At 40.1% G+C, this 20,375-nt stretch carries 17 protein-coding genes; all 17 read right to left on the bottom strand.

Annotated features, from left to right (window positions below):
* Positions 1–179: 179 nt before the first annotated feature.
* Entirely contained in the window at positions 180–1,214 is a 1,035-nt protein-coding gene (gene tsaD / locus QKW49_RS17110) for a tRNA (adenosine(37)-N6)-threonylcarbamoyltransferase complex transferase subunit TsaD (protein ID WP_282868167.1), read from the bottom strand.
* A gap of 19 nt (positions 1,215–1,233) precedes the next feature.
* Entirely contained in the window at positions 1,234–3,645 is a 2,412-nt protein-coding gene (locus QKW49_RS17105; RefSeq protein WP_282863875.1) for an ATP-binding protein, read from the bottom strand.
* A gap of 24 nt (positions 3,646–3,669) precedes the next feature.
* Complete coding sequence (gene rimI, locus QKW49_RS17100; RefSeq protein ID WP_282863874.1) at positions 3,670–4,113, bottom strand: ribosomal protein S18-alanine N-acetyltransferase; 444 nt, start codon at positions 4,111–4,113, stop codon at positions 3,670–3,672.
* A gap of 47 nt (positions 4,114–4,160) precedes the next feature.
* Positions 4,161–4,643 (bottom strand): low molecular weight protein arginine phosphatase, encoded by a 483-nt coding sequence (locus QKW49_RS17095; protein WP_282863873.1) that lies wholly within the window; start codon positions 4,641–4,643, stop codon positions 4,161–4,163.
* Between the two features lie 25 nt (positions 4,644–4,668).
* A complete protein-coding gene (locus tag QKW49_RS17090; RefSeq protein WP_349239136.1) occupies positions 4,669–5,730 on the bottom strand; it encodes an L-threonylcarbamoyladenylate synthase in 1,062 nt (353 codons plus the stop codon).
* A gap of 417 nt (positions 5,731–6,147) precedes the next feature.
* Positions 6,148–6,894, bottom strand: coding sequence for a ZIP family metal transporter (locus QKW49_RS17085; RefSeq protein ID WP_282863871.1), 747 nt, complete (start codon positions 6,892–6,894; stop codon positions 6,148–6,150).
* 127 nt (positions 6,895–7,021) lie between these two features.
* Positions 7,022–8,260 (bottom strand): cation:proton antiporter, encoded by a 1,239-nt coding sequence (locus QKW49_RS17080; protein ID WP_282863870.1) that lies wholly within the window; start codon positions 8,258–8,260, stop codon positions 7,022–7,024.
* Positions 8,261–8,445: 185 nt separating this feature from the next.
* Positions 8,446–8,820, bottom strand: coding sequence for a P-II family nitrogen regulator (locus QKW49_RS17075; RefSeq protein ID WP_282863869.1), 375 nt, complete (start codon positions 8,818–8,820; stop codon positions 8,446–8,448).
* A gap of 133 nt (positions 8,821–8,953) precedes the next feature.
* Complete coding sequence (locus QKW49_RS17070) at positions 8,954–9,364, bottom strand: hypothetical protein (RefSeq protein WP_282863868.1); 411 nt, start codon at positions 9,362–9,364, stop codon at positions 8,954–8,956.
* A 37-nt stretch (positions 9,365–9,401) separates the two neighbouring features.
* Positions 9,402–10,472 (bottom strand): peptide chain release factor 1, encoded by a 1,071-nt coding sequence (gene prfA, locus QKW49_RS17065; protein WP_282863867.1) that lies wholly within the window; start codon positions 10,470–10,472, stop codon positions 9,402–9,404.
* 130 nt (positions 10,473–10,602) lie between these two features.
* Complete coding sequence (locus QKW49_RS17060; protein ID WP_282863866.1) at positions 10,603–10,851, bottom strand: hypothetical protein; 249 nt, start codon at positions 10,849–10,851, stop codon at positions 10,603–10,605.
* A 115-nt stretch (positions 10,852–10,966) separates the two neighbouring features.
* Positions 10,967–11,428: a chemotaxis protein CheW gene (locus QKW49_RS17055; RefSeq protein WP_282863865.1), complete on the bottom strand. Its 462-nt coding sequence runs from the start codon at positions 11,426–11,428 to the stop codon at positions 10,967–10,969.
* Between the two features lie 304 nt (positions 11,429–11,732).
* A protein-coding gene (gene prfB / locus QKW49_RS17050) for a peptide chain release factor 2 (protein WP_282863864.1) occupies positions 11,733–12,855 on the bottom strand; the annotation gives its coding sequence in 2 pieces (ribosomal slippage) (positions 11,733–12,779 and positions 12,781–12,855; 1,122 coding nt in all).
* A gap of 349 nt (positions 12,856–13,204) precedes the next feature.
* Complete coding sequence (gene secA, locus QKW49_RS17045) at positions 13,205–15,922, bottom strand: preprotein translocase subunit SecA (protein WP_282863863.1); 2,718 nt, start codon at positions 15,920–15,922, stop codon at positions 13,205–13,207.
* A 132-nt stretch (positions 15,923–16,054) separates the two neighbouring features.
* Positions 16,055–16,600 carry a ribosome-associated translation inhibitor RaiA gene (gene raiA / locus QKW49_RS17040; RefSeq protein WP_282863862.1) on the bottom strand — a complete coding sequence of 182 codons (546 nt, stop codon included), beginning with the start codon at positions 16,598–16,600 and terminating at the stop codon, positions 16,055–16,057.
* Between the two features lie 338 nt (positions 16,601–16,938).
* Entirely contained in the window at positions 16,939–17,781 is an 843-nt protein-coding gene (locus QKW49_RS17035) for a fumarate hydratase (RefSeq protein WP_282863861.1), read from the bottom strand.
* 189 nt (positions 17,782–17,970) lie between these two features.
* Positions 17,971–20,352 carry an S-layer homology domain-containing protein gene (locus tag QKW49_RS17030; protein WP_282863860.1) on the bottom strand — a complete coding sequence of 794 codons (2,382 nt, stop codon included), beginning with the start codon at positions 20,350–20,352 and terminating at the stop codon, positions 17,971–17,973.
* Between the last annotated feature and the right edge of the window lie 23 nt (positions 20,353–20,375).

The raw sequence follows: 20,375 nt of genomic DNA, 5'->3' as shown, positions 1-20,375 counted from the left end.
TTGTGCATATCTTGTTTTAAGTAATCCACAGTATCCACAGAGTTATCCACAGTCTTCGGACACTTATATAACAAACCATGCCAAGGTTTTCCACATTATTCACAATACATGTTTCAACAATATCCATATTGTGGACAAACTGTTATAGCGTGAACATAATAATGCACATATTTTCCATTCTAATTTCCAGTTGCATGCTCACCCAATTTTAAATTCGGAATCGCATTTAAATCCATATCCGCACGATTTCCCAATATATACTCATAGTAAGCCGCACACGCGATCATAGCTGCATTATCGGTACAAAGTATGGGCGATGGGTAATATACCTTCATATTTTCCTGTTCACACTTTTCTGTCAGTACCTGCCGAAGCGCACTGTTCGCTGCTACACCACCCGCCAACGCAATGGTAGCTACACCAACATTCCGGGCAGCTGTTACGGTTTTATCCGCCAATACTTCTACTACCGCAGTTTGAAAGCTTGCGGCAACATCCGCTTGATTATAAGCTTCTCCTTTTTGCTCCAGTTTATTGATATAATTTAACACTGCGGTCTTTACACCGCTAAAGCTAAAGTCCAGACTTCCGTCTTCAAAGCTGACCCGCGGGAAATTGATTGCGTGCCGGTTTCCTTCTTTTGCGAGCTTATCGATCAAAGGTCCTCCGGGATACCCTAATCCAATGACACGCGCAACTTTATCAAATGCTTCTCCCGCCGCATCATCCCTGGTTTTTCCAACAATTTCGAAAGTATTATAATCTTCAACATGTACAATATGACTATGCCCCCCGGAAGCAACAAGGCATAAATACGGCGGCTGCAAGTGCCTATGTTCCAAATAGTTAGCCGCAATATGTCCTTCAATGTGATGAACGCCTACCAGTGGCTTATTTAACGCAAAGGCAAGGGCTTTTGCCGCGGAGACACCCACAAGAAGGGCGCCTACCAATCCGGGCCCATACGTAACACCAATGATATCTATATCGTCAAAAGTTACCCCTGCTTTGTCCAATGCATCTTGAATCACAACATCAATAATTTCGACATGTTTTCTGGATGCAATCTCAGGAACAACGCCGCCGTACTTTTGATGTATGTCAATCTGTGAAGAGATGATATTTGACAATACATGCCTGCCGTTTTTAACTACAGCAGCAGAAGTCTCATCACATGAAGTCTCAATCCCTAATATTAAACAGTCCTTTTCCATTTGTTTATCATCCTTTGTTTTAATCTTTCCCAAACACCGCCACCTGTTTGGCAAAACTTTTGAGCTTTTCATATACTCTATAATTTACTGATCTTTCAGGGTATTTTCCATCCTTATCTTTCACTCCTGCCGGATATCCGGTAAGGATTTCGATTCCTTCATCTATGGTCTTTATTGCGTAAACATGAAATAAGCCTTCTTTAATCGCCGACAGCACTTCGTCTTTAAGCACCAGATTTTTTACATTCTGATGCGGGATCATTACTCCCTGACGACCGGTAAGACCTTTTTGTCTGCATACCTCAAAAAACCCTTCAATTTTCTGATTAACTCCTCCTATAGGCTGTATCTCACCCTTCTGATTAACAGATCCGGTTACGGCAATTCCTTGATTGATAGGCAATTCAGATAGACTGGATAGTATCGCGTATAGTTCGGTGCTGGAAGCACTGTCCCCGTCCACACCACTATAAAGCTGTTCAAAACAAATACTCGCGGTGAGCGCAAGCGGCATTTCCTGCGCATATTTCTGCCCAATATATCCTGATAATATCATCACACCCTTGCTGTGAGATGTACCGCTCATTTCTATCTCCCGTTCAATATTGACGATACCGCTTTTGCCAATGTAGGTTGTTGCCGTAATCCTGGAAGGCTTGCCAAAGGCATAATCCCCTAAATCCAATACCGAGAGACCGTTAATTTGCCCCACTACTTTTCCGGTGACATCAATCATAATGGTGCCTTCTTCTAATAGCTTTAATAGCTTTTCATCATATTTATTGGATCTGAATTCTTTTTCTTTTATCGCCTTATCCACATGCTTTTCATTCACATAGCAGCTTCCTTCTATAGCTGCCCACACAGAAGATTCCGCCAATATTTCCACGATATCGTTAAACCGTGTGCTTAATTTGCTGTGGTCATCTACCAGCCTGGAACTGTAATGGACTACTCGTGATACGGCTGTTTTATCAAACGAAAGAGCGGCTTCTCTTTTACAAAAAGAAGCGATAAAACGTGCGTATTTTAAAACATTATCGGTGTTTTTCTCCATCTCTTCATCGAAATCAGCTTTTATCTTAAACAGCTTTTTGAAATCTTCATCATACTGCAATAACAGATGGTAAAGTTCGGAGCTGCCCACCATAAGCACCTTAATATTTAAAGAAATAGCCTCCGGACGCAAGGTAGAAACAGCTGCGAGCCCCAAATGCTCCTGCATATTCTCTATTGTAATCTTTTTTGTGCGCAATGCCCTTTTCAACGCTTCCCATGAATGAGCATTTCTGAGGATGTCATCGGCCTGAAGAATCAAATACCCTCCATTGGCCTGATGAAGCAGTCCGGGTTTTATCATGGTATAGTCGGTAATCATCGAGCCATGGTCGGTTTCATATTCGATTCTTCCTATAAGATTATAATAAGACGGATTAAAATCCACTATCACCGGTGCACCCTTGACTTCACTATTATCGATAATCAGATTCACCTTATACTTGTCTTCAGGGCCTGATTCTTCTCCTGCCATAGAAGGGACAAGTACAATCTGCTGCTGCTCTTCACTCGCACTTTCTTCCATGAAATCTTCTAAGTTTTCCAAAATATCTTCTTGTACCTTTTCAAGATACAAAAGTACCTTATCAACCTCTTTATATTTTTCCCTTAAATCATTAATATGCATACCTACCGCATATAACGCAATTTTATGTTCCCATTCACTGATCTTTTCTTGTGCTTCTTTTTCAATATTCTTTATAGACCTAATAATATTTAGCGTTTCAAGCTGAAGCTTTTGTGATCTTTCTCTAAGGGCTATCTTTTCTTTTTCATCAAGATTTGCATACTCATCTTCTGTAAGCGTCTTTCCATCTATGATAGGTAAAAAATAGATGCCGGCATTGGTAGTATTTACTTTAAAATTCTCTTTCTCGGCATCACCGTTTAGTTGTTCAACCAGTAAACTCCTTTTATTTTGAAATTCTTTTACAATAGCAGCTTTTTCTCTTTCATAATCATCACTGCTGAAAGCTTTAGGGATTTCATTCTTAATAATGGATACAAATTGCTCCATATCTTTCTTAAATTCTTTCCCCATTCCTGCCGGCAGGCTGATGGCAATAGGATGGGTAGGTTTATCAAAATTGTAAAGATAGCACCAGTCATCGGGTGCAGCTTCCGCTGCCGCAAGCTTCTTGATATAGTTCTCAGCATAACTGGTTTTACCTGTTCCCGTTAAACCGGATAGATAAATATTGTAGCCTCTGACTTTAATTTTCAGCCCAAACTCTGTTGCTTTCACCGCTCTTTCCTGCCCAATAATATCGTACAGGGGCTCAAGCTCTTCTGTGGTATTGAATCCATACTGTTCGACATCAAAGTTGTCTCTGAGCTGATCATAAGATAATTCGTAAGTTTTCTTGCTTTTCATTGTTTTCCCCCTATTCTCTCTTCTCTATATTTCCAATGTCATTAGCAACGCATCTTCATTGTTATCCGCATAATATCCTTTTCTTCTTCCTACTACTTTGAAACCATATCCTGTATAGAGTATTTGGGCGGGTATATTGCTATCTCTTACTTCTAATGTCAGGCTTTCAATCTTTTCATTTTTGGCTATTAAAATCAATGCCTCCAGTATCGTACTGGCTACTTTCATTCTCCGATATTCAGGATGCACCGCAATATTGGTAATATGGCCTTCATCTATCACTTTCCACATTCCTCCATAGCCAACTACTTTTTCATCACACTTTGCGACAACATATATCGCATGCTTATTGCCGGCAATCTCCTGTTCAAAAGAATGCTTTGTCCACGGGATACTAAAACTCAAATGCTCTATCTCCATCACACTATCGATATCCTGCCCGTCCATGGGCATGATTTTCATCTGCATAAACTCTCCTTCTATTTAGGAATAACAAAATAATTATTGCGTCATTCCTAAGCATTTTCGTTTTTTATCTTCTCAACAACCTTTTCCAATGCCTGAACTATCTGGTCCGAACAAATACTATAGTGTTCTATGGACAGTCCGAAAGGGTCACTTATATCCACAACATCATTAGGCCGCATCCCATATGCATATTCCTTTAATGTAAAAATCTTATCTGCCGCCTCCGGACACATCGTCACTAGTGCTTGCCTATGATTGTTTGTCATGGTAAGAATGAGATCCGCCTGACCTATCATTTCACATGTGACCTGCTGAGCACGATGCTGTGTCAAATCTATCCCTTTGTCCCTCATCACCTGTATGGCCTTTTCACTTGCACCGGAAGGATAAAACACAGACGTTCCCGCAGACAGCACTTCTATTCCTTCTATCCCATGATCTTTCACCATTTCTTCAAAAAGCACTTGCGCCATACTACTCCTGCAAGTATTACCGGTACAGACAAATAATATGTTTATTTTCTTATTCATGTGCTCCACCCTTCTTTTAAACAGACTATACTCTAACAATATTATATCCCGCCGCTTTATTCAACCTATTTCTTATAGCCATCCCTATTCCCTGCTCATTTACTGATTGGGCATATATAATGTCTACACCCAGTTCATCAAATTTCCGCAGTGTATGAAACAGATTGGCAGCAATGGATTGGGGATTCCCCTCACTTCCCACCGATAGTACATGATGGGCGTGATATAACGAAGCTGTTTCATCAACCGACATCACCCCTACCTTCATCCCTTGACTGCGTTTCTCCTCCGTCATTTGGTTTATTGTCTCTATTACTTTCTGTCTATTTCCTTCAATAATAATCACTTGCGCATTTGGTGCATAATGTGTATATTTCATTCCCGGCGAGCGCGGAATAGTGCTTTTATCTATTTCTCGCGTAACAGCGGTATCTACATGCACCTCTCCCAAAACATTTCTGAGCTGCTCGATAGTGATTCCTCCCGGTCTTAACAATACAGGAATTTCATCCGTAGTATCAATCACTGTAGATTCCAACCCTACTTCCGTCGGCCCCCCATCTATGATCATATCAACCTTTCCCAACAAATCATCTATTACATGCTGCGCTATGGTCGGACTGGGCTTACCGGAACTATTGGCACTAGGAGCCGCTATCGGCAATCCGGAAGCCTTTATCAGGCTACGCGCCACAGAATGAGAGGGAAAACGAACTGCCACCGTATCCAGCCCTGCCGTAATAATTTTAGGTATGATATCGGATTTTTTCATGATAATTGTAAGCGGCCCAGGCCAGAAAGCGGATGCCAATTTTTGCACAGTTTCCGTTGTGCCTGCTACCAGCTTGTCCAACTCAATCAAATCCGAAATATGTATAATCAGCGGATTATCTGCCGGACGGCCTTTTGCATGAAATATCTTATGCACAGCTTGCTCATTTAAAGCATTCGCACCCAAACCATAAACTGTTTCGGTTGGAAATGCGACCGTCCCATTGTCCCTCAAGACCTTCGCGGCATATTCGATCTTATCCATTTCCGGCTGCACCGGATTTATCCTCAGTATCTCAGTCTTCAATACCCTCACTCCAATGAAAATATTAATTAATTCGTTTATTAATGGCATGATAAAGTGCTTAATCGTTCGGAAATCAAACATGTGGACAGTCCGAAACCGCTGAAAAAGTGCTTCATCGTTCGGAAATCTGACATGGGGACAGGGCCGCAGTCCGGCCAAAAACCAGGCCTGACAGCAGACCAGTCCCCATGTCCGACTTCCTCTTCGTGCTAAATCGGACTTTTTGACTATCTCTAAAAGTGTTAAGAGACGGCATGGCCGTCCGCATTGGTAACCTGCCGTATTTGCGGACAACCACAGGTCGCCCCCTGCAATCCACTGTATTCCGTTTCTCTTTATTGTACATTGTCCATTGTACATTGTCCATTTTTAACTATTCACTGCTCACTCTTCACTATTAATTATTCACTATTAATTATTAACTATCTAGTGTGTTCCCACAGAAATTATTATCCCTAATATTATACCCAATATATTCCCTATTGTCGATAATCTCCCTTTATACATATTCTTTGATTCCGGGATCAGATCGCCGCATACTATATACAGCATTGCTCCTCCTGCAAATCCAAGACAAATTGAGATTACTTCTTGAGATATTTCACCCAGCACAGCCCCTATAAATGCGCCTATTCCCATAGGGATCCCCGCGCACAAAGTGTATATAAAAACTTTTAAATTTCCCAAGCCCCCAGCCTTCATAGGCAACGCGACCGCAAGCCCTTCCGGAATATTGTGTACTGCAATGACAAATGTTAAACTGATGCCCAGCTTTACTGACGCATCAAACCCCGAACCAATCGCTACGCCTTCCGGAAAATTATGTAATGCAACACCTATTATCATTAGCATTCCTACCCGCAGTAATCTACTGTTAACCACTTTTAACTTTCTTCCGAACTTCATTGTTTTTATAAAATTATCCAGATAAACAATTACAGCAACACCAAAAACAATACCGATAAGCGTCCACTCCAAGCCCCCCAATTCAAAAGCATGCGGCAGCAAATCAAAACATACCACTGCCATCATCAGTCCTGCAGAAAATTCTAAAATAAAGCTCATAAATCGATTGCCTTTTCTATCAAGAAAAAAAGACCCTATTCCGCCAATCCCGGTGCCTAGCATTCCTGCGGCAAAACCTATCAATGTAATCATCCATAAACGCTCCATGATCCGTGTACCTCCCACAAATATACCTGTAACATTTTATTCATATATCGTGGGTAATAGAAGGAGAAAGTTGGCAGAAAATAAAAATGCCGGTATAAGGCCTAACCTATACCGGCATTTTTTATCTTTATATATTCGCTAATTCAGCATTTTGTTTGTTATGGTTGCCTTCATGTTCTTCATCTTCTTCCTCAGCGTCAAAAAACGCCGTATCTGCTTCAGGCTCCCCTTTAAAAGTCCATTTCAGCAGCGGAGGTGTTACCAAGGAAGTTAAGACCACGACCAGTACCATTACCGTAAATAACCGTGACTCGATAATTCCCTGTTTCAGTCCAACCGATGTAACAATAAGCGCGACTTCTCCTCTGGATACCATTCCTACCCCAATTTGCAGCGATTGCTTCAGTTTATATCCCATCATCCTCGCACCCGCGCCACAACCGATCACTTTGGACAACACTGCGGTGATTAGCGCTACCATCGCAAATGCCAGCGTAGAAGCCCCAATATTTTTAATCTCTGTACTCATACCAATCCCAACAAAGAAAATAGGAGTGAATATAAGATACGCTGAAATCTCAATATTATGAGATATTTTCGTCCTATAAGAGGTAGTGGATAAAATCACACCTGCCAAATATGCCCCTGTAATTGCAGCGATTTCCGCTTTTTCAGCATAATACGCTAAAATCAAACACATGATAAGCCCTATAATCGTGATACTTCCCGACAAATTCAGTGTATATCCATAGTTGTTAACAATCCTTTGAAATATAAAGCCAAATACAAATACAACACCAAAATATATAACAATATTAAGAATGGTAGCGCCAATATTGCTATCTCCCGTAACCATTCCCATTAGTATCGCCAGCAGGACAATTCCCATTACATCGTCAATAATCGCCGCACCAAGTATTCCCATACCTTGTTTGCTTTTGAGCTGTTTCAGTTCTCTCAATGTCTGAACGGTAATACTTACACTTGTTGCCGTAAGAATCAGACCAACAAAGGCAGCTTCTGAGAACTTATGCACTCCGAAAGCATAACACACAGCATATCCGAATATAAAAGGAAGAATTACACCACCCAGCGCAATGACAGTAAAGGACTTGGCTGATGACTTTAGTTCACTTACGTTTGTTTCCAATCCGGCTATAAACATTAGCAGAATTACACCAAGCTCTGAAAAAACATGCAGTACTTCATTCATATGAAATAAACCCAACACCGATGGCCCAATGATAATCCCCATAATCATCTCACCTAAAACTACCGGTTGATGTAATTTATGGCTTATATATCCCCCTATTCTAGCAAACACATATATCAAAGCAAGCTGTAATAATATTTCTTTTCCCTCCACGAAACATCACCCAATTTCTTTTCTAATATTTGTTTTCTATTCAGCTAAAACATAAAGTGTATTACGTCCCCGCTAATCGTTAAAAAAGCATAGAAATAGGGAATTCTCTATTTAAGCACTGTCCAATAAAGGAAGTTACCACCCCTCATCCATTATACGACACTGCATAATAGGAAGTCCCTAGCTTACAAACAATTATGATCTCTTAAATATCTGTCCAGCTCACCGCCCCGGAAATCCACAGTGGGTACGGTAAATATGATCCCCGAACCGGACTTTTTCATATTTCCTCCCAGTATCTCTTCAATGGCGTCCATAGCAGCTAAAACATGTTTCTCGCAATATACCACAGATATTATAGTTTTATTAAAAGTACCTGCATCATTCATGGTTCTGTATGCAGAACCGATCGCCGGCCGATGGCCTGAATAATGTGCACAGTAAGTGCCGCCCCCCATCGTATCAACAATAGTAGCTCCTTTTATTCCCAGCTCTCTCAACTTATTAATGACCGGTTTAACTTTTCTTACATCATTAATAACAGCAAACATCACATACATCAAGCATCCCCCCAGAAGTGCAATTAATAATTAATAGTGAATAGTGGACGTTTGCAATCAATCTGTTGGTGTAATTATACTGTTCAATCATTTACTCCAATTTGGGTACTACTCATTATCCACTATTAACTACTTAATAGTATTCGCTTTCGTATTCTTTCTTCAGGATATTTTTTTTCTCTCTGCTCTCGATGTGTCTTTCCAATTCTCCGCCTCTTAGATGTGTAACCGGTAAAACAAACATAATTCCCTTATTAGGCTTTTTCATATTTCCGCCTAATATCTTCTCTATTGCATCCATTGCGTTTTCAACCTGTTCTTTTCTTTCAATAACAGAGAAAACCGTTTTGTTTGCCCTGTTGTCTCCCTCTAATGCCCTCACAATTCCATTAAGAAAAGACATGCTTTCCATATCTCTATTTAGTATCTTCTTAGAACCCATGGTGTCGATAACGGTTGCTCCTCTTAAGCCTAAACTCTTCATTTCTGTTAAAATTTGAGTCAAGTATTCCACCTCGTTGAGAACGATAAAAAGTACGTACATTTTGACCCCCCTCTTAATCTGTAATCCGAATCATTCATTATGCAGGCTCTGCATTGAGCTTTTCACTTTGATGAGTGGTAACTAACGCATCGATCAATTCGTCTAAATCACCGTCTAAAACCGCTTCTATTTTGTGCAGTGTAAGTCCGATACGATGGTCAGTCACTCTTCCTTGAGGAAAGTTATATGTGCGGATTCTTTCACTCCGATCGCCTGTTCCTACTTGACTCTTCCTAGCTTGAGCAATTTCCGAATGCTGCTGCTCCTGCATCAGGTCATATAGTCTGGAACGCAAGATCTTCATAGCCTTATCTTTGTTTTTGTGCTGGGATTTCTCATCCTGGCAAGATACTACCAGCCCTGTTGGCAAATGCGTAACCCTTACCGCGGAGTCAGTTGTGTTTACACATTGTCCCCCGGGCCCTCCTGCTCTGAACACATCAATTCTAAGATCATTTTGATTTATTTCAACTTCAACATCCTCTACCTCGGGAAGAACTGCCACAGTAACCGTGGACGTATGGATTCTTCCACCAGACTCTGTTGAAGGAATTCGCTGAACTCTGTGTACACCGCTCTCGAACTTTAACCTGCTGTAAGCTCCTTGTCCTTCAATCATGAAAGCTACTTCTTTAAATCCTCCGATGTCGGTAGCATTGGAATTCATCATCTCTACCTTCCATCTTTTTCTTTCAGCATACCTTGAGTACATTCTTAATAAACTTGCAGCAAATAAAGCCGCCTCTTCTCCACCGGCACCGCCACGGATTTCAACAATAACGTTTTTTTCATCATTCGGATCTTTAGGAAGCAGTAAAATTTTAAGCTCTTCTTTAATCTTCTCTATCTTTTCCTTGCTTTCTTCTAATTCTAATTCAACCATTTCTTTAAAATCTTTATCCAGCTTCTCATTTAACAATTGCTTCGCTTCAGTCAGAGTATCATTAACACCCTTATACTCTCTATATTTATTAACAATAGGAGTTATATCTGCATGCTCTTTACAATATTTTCTCCACTGTTCCTGGTCTGCAATTACTTCCGGGTCACTTATCTTCTTGCTTAAATCCTCATATCTTTCTTCAATGAAAGCAAGTTTATCAAACATTCATCCACCTCAATCATTTAATATATTGCACTAATATAAAATTATATCATACTTTATCAAAAAAAAGAAGCAAAGAATTTGATTCAATTCCTGCCTCTGTTTTATTCAGTGAGAATTATTCTCTATTTTATTACTTCATTTCCATGCTCTTTACGTCTACTCCCTCAATAGAAGTCAGTTCACCCATTAGTTGATGAATCTTGTCTTCCTTGTCTCTTACATTTAATGTGATGAGACCGTGTTGTTCTTCTCCCGGATCATGAATGCCGAATCTCCCAACGATACTATCACCAAATTTGGTAAGTACCTCTTGTACCCTTGGAGCCGCATCTGTTCTTTTATCTACCATTATGCCTACTATGCCAAGATTTCTTTTCATTATCTCACCCTTTCATAATAAAAATAGCCAATAACAAATATTTCTACATTCATTATTGGCTATTTCTCACTATTTATTCTTTATTTATAATTTTTAACACTAATGTGGATAACGATCAACTATTAACAGCTAATTCTTTTATCTCTTCCTGCTCTGTTACTGTAAAGACCAGATTCAAATCTAACAGTATGATCATTCTATCTTCAATTTTCCCCACACCACTTATGTACTTATGGTTAACTCCCGTAACTAATCCAGGAGCGTCTTCAATCTGTTCATTGTCTATACGTACGATTTCACTAACCTGATCAACGATAAACCCAACATTAGAATCATTTACATTTACAATTACTATTTTAGTATCATCATCAAAAGCCTTAGTATCAAATTTAAACTTTTTTCTTAAATTAAATATCGGGTGAACTCTTCCTCTAAGATTAATAATACCTTCAATAAACGTTGGCGTGTTAGGTACTTTTACAATCTGAACCGGCTTAATGATCTCGCGTACTCTCATAATCTCAACACCAAATTCTTCATCTTCCAACTTAAAGATAACAAATTGCGTACTAGCCATGTTAAAGACCTCCTTCTCGTTAGTGGGGGGAGTGGGGAGTGGGAAGTGATGAGTGATTCCCTCGCTCCATTTATTAATTAATTATATAATACCATGCTTTCATATGTTTTTAAACAGTTAAATGTCAAAAAACTATACCTAAAAATAAATTCCATCTTAAAAGCAACTGCTGTAGGTTCGACCTGTGGTCGTCCGGGAATACTATAGATCATTACTCCGAATGACCACAGGTCACCCCTACACACATGCTATCTGTTATTCACTATTCACTATTCACTATTCACTGTTCACTATTCATTATTCACTACTTCAGGTTTAGTTGCCCCAAACTTGCAGCTTTAAGATATTCATTGATAAAACCATCCAATTCCCCATCCATCACTGCACCGGTATTTCCCATTTCATAATTAGTACGATGATCTTTGACAAGGTTATACGGATGAAATACATAAGATCTTATTTGGCTTCCCCATGCAATATCTTTCTGTACGCCTTTGATATCCTCGATCTTTTCTTTTTGTTCTCTTTCTTTGATTTCGACCAGCTTTGCCTTCAGCATCTTCATCGCAATATCCTTATTCTGATGCTGAGAACGCTCATTCTGACACTGCACTACCACGCCGGAAGGAATATGGGTAATTCTGATGGCAGACTCCGTCTTATTCACGTGCTGACCACCCGCACCGCCTGCGCGGTATGTATCTATTTTTAAATCCTCCGGATTGATATCTATCTCAATATCATCATCGATTTCAGGCATTACATCCAGGGATGCAAAGGAGGTATGTCTTCTTCCCGAAGCATCAAAAGGAGATATCCTTACAAGTCGGTGTACCCCTTTTTCACTCTTCGTATATCCGTATGCATTAATCCCTTGAATAAGTATAGTGGCACTTTTTACACCGGCATCATCACCGGCCAGATAATCCAGGGTTTTTACGCTGTATCCCCTGCGTTCCGCCCACCGTGTATACATCCTTAGAAGCATCTCCACCCAATCCTGTGCTTCTGTACCGCCGGCACCGGCATGAAGAGAAAGAATAGCATTATTCTTATCATAAGGCCCGCTCAAAAGCGTCTCTAACTTCAAGTCTTCCAGGTCTTTCTGAAGCTTTGTGAATCCTTCACTTACTTCACCAAGTACTGAAAGGTCTTCTTCTTCATTCGCCAACTCTACAAGTGTTGTCAGGTCTTCCCACTCCTGCTGTAAATTTTCGAATCTCTGTACTTTTTCTTTGAGTGCTTTTGTCTTTTGCAGAATCTTTTGAGAATTGTCCATATCATTCCAGAAGTTCGGGTCCGCTGATTGCTCCTCAAGCTCTTTAATCTCATTCTTCACTTTAGCGATGTCAAAGTGAAGCCCCCATTTCATTGATATGCTCTTCAATCTCCTCTAGGTCTAGCCTATACTGTTCAAATTCCAACATCAAATTCACTTCCTTATATAAAATAGTGGGGAGAATCCTCCCCCTCCTACTCCTCACTCCATTAATAACAATATCATTTCTTGTACTATATAAGTTGAATTAAAGATTTGAGTCGGAACGGCACAGGGGCCGTTCCCTACATATAACACCAAATTCCATTCATACCGGATTTGCAACTCGTAGGGAACGCCCCCCGTGGCGTTCCGTTGACTTGCAATATCCAATTATTTAATTCAACTTATATAGTTCCATATCATTTTGTACTAGCACAACATGTTAACTTATAATCTCTTTGCAGTCGGGCACAATTATTCACTATTCACTATTCACTATTCACTATTAACTGCCCTTACTGTCCGCAACACTTCTTATACTTCTTCCCGCTTCCGCAAGGACACGGATCATTTCTTCCTACCTTTTCCCCTTTTACAACAGGTTGCGCAGGTCCATCCCCATGCGACGCTTCGATAGGTTCGGCGACGCGTTCTCTTTCCGGCGGACGTTCAATATGCGCGTGGTAGATGATTCGTACCGTATCCTCTTGAATATTTTTAATCATCTCTTCAAACATGTCAAAGCCTTCAAACTTATATTCTACAACAGGATCACGCTGTCCGTAAGCCCTTAGTCCGATTCCCTGTCTAAGCTGATCCATGTTGTCAATATGGTCCATCCATTTTTGGTCTACCACTTTCAACATTACGACACGTTCCAACTCTCTCATGTTCTCGGAACCGACTTCTTGTTCTTTGGCTTCGTATGCCTCAAGAGCGATCTTCATCAATCTTTCTCTTACATCTTCTTTTGTGAGGTCTTCCAATTCTTCTCTTGAATACTCCAAGCTGCCTTCCGGCATGAACATGCCTTCGGCATATTCTTTTAATCCCGTCCAGTTCCAGTCGTCGGGATGCGGACTTTCACCGGTATATAAACGAAGCATATTATCTATGATCCCATCCAATGATTTAAGGATGGCAGATTTTAAATCTTCACCATTCAGCACCTTTTGTCTTTGTCCATAAATCACTTCTCTTTGTTGATTCATGACATCGTCATACTGCAGCACATGCTTACGGATATCAAAGTTTCTGCCTTCAACTTTTTTCTGCGCATTTTCAATAGCATTAGAAAGCATTTTATGCTCAATAGGCTGGTCTTCTTCTAACCCCAACGCTTCCACGACGCCTGCAATTCTCTCGGATCCGAATAACCGCATCAAGTCATCTTCCAATGAGATATAGAATCTTGATGCTCCCGGATCTCCTTGACGTCCTGAACGACCGCGCAGCTGATTATCGATTCTTCTGCTCTCATGCCTTTCGGTACCGACGATTTGCAATCCTCCTGCCGCTACTACCGCATCACGCTCCGTATTGGTAAACTGTTTGAATTTATCATATAATTCCCTGAACACCTTACGTGCTTCCAATATTTCAGCATCATCGGTATCGGCAAATCCTGTTGCTTCATTAATAAGATAGTCCGAATATCCCTTTTTCTTCATTTCATGTCGTGCCATCGCTTCAGAGTTACCCCCTAGTACGATATCAGTACCACGACCGGCCATGTTGGTGGCAATGGTTACCGCACCCTTTTTCCCCGCCTGAGACACGATCTCTGCTTCCTTCTCATGATACTTTGCGTTCAGCACCTCGTGAGGAATGCCTCTTTTCTTTAGCATATGGCTGAGTTCCTCAGACTTTTCAATGGTGATAGTACCTACAAGCACCGGCTGTCCTTTCTGATGGCATTCGATAATATGCTCCACGACGGCATTAAATTTTCCACGTTCATTTTTATATATTACATCAGGCAAATCCATTCTCTGCAACGGCCTGTTGGTAGGCATTACAATAACATCAAGATTATAAATCGCACGAAACTCTTCTTCTTCTGTCTGCGCCGTACCCGTCATCCCCGAAAGCTTGGTATACATCCTGAAATAGTTCTGGAAGGTAATAGTCGCCAAGGTTTTACTTTCTCGTTCTACTTTTACACCTTCTTTGGCTTCAATCGCCTGATGCAGGCCATCGCTGTATCTTCTCCCGAACATCAGTCTTCCGGTGAACTCATCAACGATAATGACTTCTCCGTCTTTTACCACGTAATCTTTGTCCAGCTTCATGATCCCATGCGCTTTAAGAGCTTGATTGATATGATGTGAAAGAGTAAGGTTTTCGGGATCTGATAAATTCTCTATCCCAAAAGCCTGCTCAGCCTTTCTAATCCCTTTATGAGTTAATGTAGCCGTATGCGCCTTTTCATCTACGATATAGTCTGCCTCAATATCATCATCCAGCTTTTTATCATCAGCCTCAATAATCTTATGGATTTTCAGTTTTTTCACAAAATCATTCGCTTTATGATAAAGCACGGTAGACTTATCCCCTGCTCCGGAAATAATCAACGGCGTTCTGGCTTCATCGATGAGGATACTATCCACTTCATCCACAATCGCATAGTGCAGACCTCTCTGCACCATATCTTCCTTGTAAATAACCATATTATCTCTAAGGTAATCAAATCCATATTCATTATTTGTTCCATATGTGATATCCGCGTTATAGGCTTGTTTCTTCTGGCCCGAATTCAGACCATGTACCACCAACCCTACCGATAAGCCTAGAAAATGATATAACTTTCCCATCCATTCACTATCACGCTTTGCAAGATAATCATTTACCGTAACAATGTGTACGCCTTTACCTTCCAACGCATTAAGGTAAGCGGGTAATGTGGCAACCAGTGTTTTACCTTCCCCTGTTTTCATTTCAGAGATTCTGCCCTGGTGTAAAACAATACCTCCAATGAGCTGTACACCAAAGTGTCTCATGCCAAGCACTCTGTATGACGCTTCCCGAACTACCGCAAAAGCTTCGGGTAATATATCATCAAGGGTCTCTCCAGCGGATAATCTTTGTTTGAATTCAAAGGTCTTGTTCTTTAACTCATCATCATTCAATGCTTTAATATCCGGTTCCAAACTGTCTATCTTATCTACAATAGGCATTATACGCTTTATTTCTCTATCACTATAATTCCCGAAAATTTTTTCCAATAACTTCATTTATTCTCACCTCTATAATGAAAGTCTCTCCTAATCTATAACATTTTATCATTAACCTACCTTGTATTCAACAAATAATTTTCAAAACAACAGCCGAGACATTTGTCTCGGCTGCCACACTCTTCTTTAATATTAAAATTCAGGCTCAATTAACCCGTAATCACCATCTTTTCTCTTATATACCACATTTACTTCATCAGTGTCCGCATTGAAGAATACAAAAAACTGATGCCCTAATAAATTCATTTGTAAAATTGCTTCTTCAGTATCCATTGGCTTGATGGCAAATCTTTTAGTTTTTACTACATTAAATTCTTTTTCTTCTTCTACAGGTTTATAATCATTAGGCATACCGCCATTTACAGTTTCAATAATAAATGCGTCATCCTTAAATCTCTTTTCCAATCGAGTCTTATTTTTTCTGATTTGTCTTTCCAAATGATCTACTACTTTATCAATTGACGCATACATATCGTGATTTACTTCTTCAGCTCTAAAAATAATTCCTTTATACGGAACTGTTACTTCTACCATTTGCCTATCTTTTTCAACTTCCAGTGTCACATGTACTTCTGTGTCTTCATCAAAAAACTTATCCAGCTTTCCAAGTTTTTTATTAATCCTGTCTCTCAATCCATCAGTTACATCAATTTTTCTTCCTGTAATAATGAACTTCATAACCTCAGCTCCTTCATATAAGTTAACTGGTAGAGTACTCGTTTTGCTAAGACCGATTGTTAATATTATGACCTAATTTACATTGTAACATTACATCATTCTTAACAAAACTTTATAATATTATATTCGACAAGATTTTTGTCATTCCTGCTGTACTAGCCTAAATTTCCAACAATTTGTCCAAAAAATTTATTAAAATGACAACTTGTCCAATATTTTATATTATAAGTATATTTACCCCTTTATAAAGCCCTTAAACAGGATTAAATATATATTTTTCGTCCATCAATGAATTTTCATTAATTGTACACTATTCATTATTCATTATTCATTATTCACTAAATGGCCGTTTCCGCATGTCTCGTTGCATGACAGCTTACATTTACCGCCACCGGCAGACCGGCAATATGGGTAGGATATACTTCAACATTCACCGCAAGCGCAGTAGTGGTTCCTCCTAATCCTTGAGGCCCGATGCCTAACCCGTTAATTCTATCCAGCAATTCTAACTCTAAATTATTGTAATATTCATCCTTATTATGCTGGTCTATCGGCCGCAGCAGTGCCTTTTTCGCCAGATACGCAGCCTTTTCCATCGTTCCTCCCAGTCCAACGCCTATAATCATCGGCGGACATGGATTCGCACCGGCCTGGTCTATGGTGCTCAAAATAAAGTTCTTCACCCCTTCAATGCCATCCGAAGGCTTTAACATCTTCAAGCCGCTCATGTTCTCACTGCCAAATCCTTTGGGCGCTACGGTTATTTTTATCTTATCCCCTTGGACCATATCATAGTGGATAATGGCAGGTGTATTATCGCCGGTATTTACTCTGTTGATAGGATCTCTTACTACCGAGTTTCTCAGGTAGCCTTCTTTATACCCTCTTCTTACCCCTTCATTGATTGCTTCCGTGATGCTTCCGCCGGTCACATGAGTATCCTGTCCCACTTCTATAAAGACCACCGCCATCCCCGTATCCTGACAGATGGGCATATTTGCTTCCCGAGCCAGCTTCGCATTATCAACTAACTTCTCCAGTATGTCCCTTCCAATGGGCGACTTTTCTTGGGCAGCACTTTTTTCAAGGCCACATTCAATATCATTATTTAAGTAGTAATTCGCATTTATACACAGTTTCTCTACTGCATTTATGATTTCATCAACATGAATCTCACGCAATGTACTCTCTCCTTCACGCTTTTTTAATCATTATATTATAAAGGAGCTATAATCTCAAGAATAAAGTGTTTGCGCAGCGTAAAAGTACTCCATGTATGGAATAAGACATGAGAACCGTCCCCTTGTCTGTGCGTGGCGCACACAAAAGCCCTAGCCTCGCAATGAGACTAGGGCTTTATAACTATTAAATTATTGTACGAATAGTTTGCTTGTATCAAGCATAAAGTCTAACAGATCTAACATTGCACTGATGTCATCATTTTGTTGACCTTCAACAATTTTCTTTAAGTCTATTACTTTTGCACCAGTCAAATTGTCAAATTGGTACACATCTTTAATCAAATCAGCAAGATCGCCCAGCTTAGATGCATAGTAGTCATAAGCTCTATCAAATGCATTAGAAACCACTGTTTCAAGATTAGAATGTTCAGAATTATTTCTTAATACATCTAAAGCTTCATTGTATAGATATTCTTCATAATCTGCATCGCTAACACTTGAAATATTAGGATCTTGCAGCAACGCATCATATACATCTATTGCATAATCATAGATTTCTTCCTGATTAACGCCGTCTTGTATAAGTTTTGTGACCTGATTACTGTAAGCAGCCTTTAAATCAGCAATTTTAGCTGAAATGGTATTTATACTTTCACTTGCATTATCTCTTCCCAAGTCTGCAAACGCTAAGATAAGATTTACCGCAACTCTTGCCTGTTGCTCCGAAATATTATCATTAATAAGCGCTTCAAATGGTCCAACTAGACCGGCTTGCTGCATAGATGCTACGATTTCATCTACTGAAGAACTAGTAAGATTTGCCTGTAACTGTTGTAAGCTATTCCACTCTTCATCTGTCAAGCTGCTAAACGCATCTTCAATTGCGTCTAACAATGCCGGTAATGTATGATCTACCGGTGCAGCTACAAGCGCTCTTTTTACAGTAACAGTAAACTGTTCTGTATCAGTTGTATAATCGGCCTTAGTCGCAGTAACAGTAATGGTAGTTTGACCTGCACTTACACCAGTAATAGTAAGCTTGTTACCAGATACTGAAACAGTAGCTATACCTGTATCAGCAGACTCTGCAGCAATTGTTGCATCTGCAGGCTCTACTGAAGCAGTTACATCTATCGTTTCTTCTGCTCTTACGGAGACATCATTAATACTAGTGATTGTTATACTTTTAGTAGAGCCGCTATTGCTATCACCGCCAGTAGGACCTCCACTGCCAGATGTTGTTCCAGGCCCAGGATTAAATTCCACATTATCTCCCTTCTGTACATTATCCGGCTTCTGTTCCATGGTTACTTCATTAACGTTTACTATCGCAGTTCCAATTTCACCTTTACCTGTAACTGCCACAGCAGCATTAATTGTCATGGTTGTAACTTTTGCGCCAGCACCCAGTGCAACTGTCGCACCTTTTGCTTCTGCCGCTATTTCCATTTTGCCAATTGTCCCGCTTACAACATTTACCTTCACGCCAGGTGCCGCTACTTTAACTTCAGCGAAATCACCTACAAATATTACTTCTTCACCTTCAGGAATATTCAAAGAAAGATCGACATTGCCAAACCCATCTCCGGTTACACCGTCTTCTTCCAATTTTGCACCGGAATTAAGTACTACTCTACCTACAGATGAGTTTCCTTTTGCAACTACTCTAACGGTACCTGTCTTTGTGTTAACAATAACGATTCCTAACTTAGAGTTTAAAACAACAATACTGTTAGGTCCGCCACCTTTTACAAGGGTTTTACCAGCAACTTCAACATTATCCATCGTAAAGTCACCGTCTCCGATTCCTTCGGTGAGGTATAAGTTACCCTTGATTTCCATGTTTTTAAGAACAACGCCGGTAGTTGATATGGTAACGTTTCCTTCAATCACTGTCTTTTCGGATTCGGAACCATATGTACCTGCTGTTTTATATAAAGCTCCTACTACACGGTTCAGCATACTTACTGATTCTGCTCTGGTGATATTTCTTTCGGATTTGAATGTTCCGTCAGGATATCCACCCATGTATCCTTCTTGCGCGATCGCACCAATATATCCTTTGCTCCAATCGGCAAATCTAACTGAATCGCTGAATTTATTCAGTACACTTGCATCTTTTGCTTCGCTTAAATCCATTATTCTTGTAATAATGGCTGCCGCTTCTTCACGGGTGATGTTATTATTAGGCTTTATTGTACCATCGGTATAGCCTGCTACATAGCCAGTCGCTTTTGCTTTCGCGATTTCACTGTAGAACCAATTTTCTTTTGAAACGTCGGAATAGTCTACATCAGCTTTCTCAGTATAGCCGAAAGCTCTATTTACCATCGTAAAGAACTCTGCTCTGGTGATGTTGTTATCAGGTTTGAAAGTGCTATCGGCATACCCTTTAATAAATCCATTTGCCACACCGCTTTCAATCTGAGCCTTTGCCCAGTGTCCGTTAATATCCCCAAACTGTCCGCCGGCTGATAGATCGGCTGCAAACCCAACGGAGATACTGCCTAGAATCATTCCAGCAATAAGAATAATGCTGGTTAGAAAATTTAAATACTTTTTACTCTTCATTCGGACCACACACTCCTCTTTAA

The organism is Petroclostridium sp. X23, assembly GCF_030013905.1.
Classification (GTDB): domain Bacteria; phylum Bacillota; class Clostridia; order SK-Y3; family SK-Y3; genus X23.
Note: the sequence above shows the minus strand (reverse complement) of the source record. Positions and strands in the feature narration are given on the sequence as shown.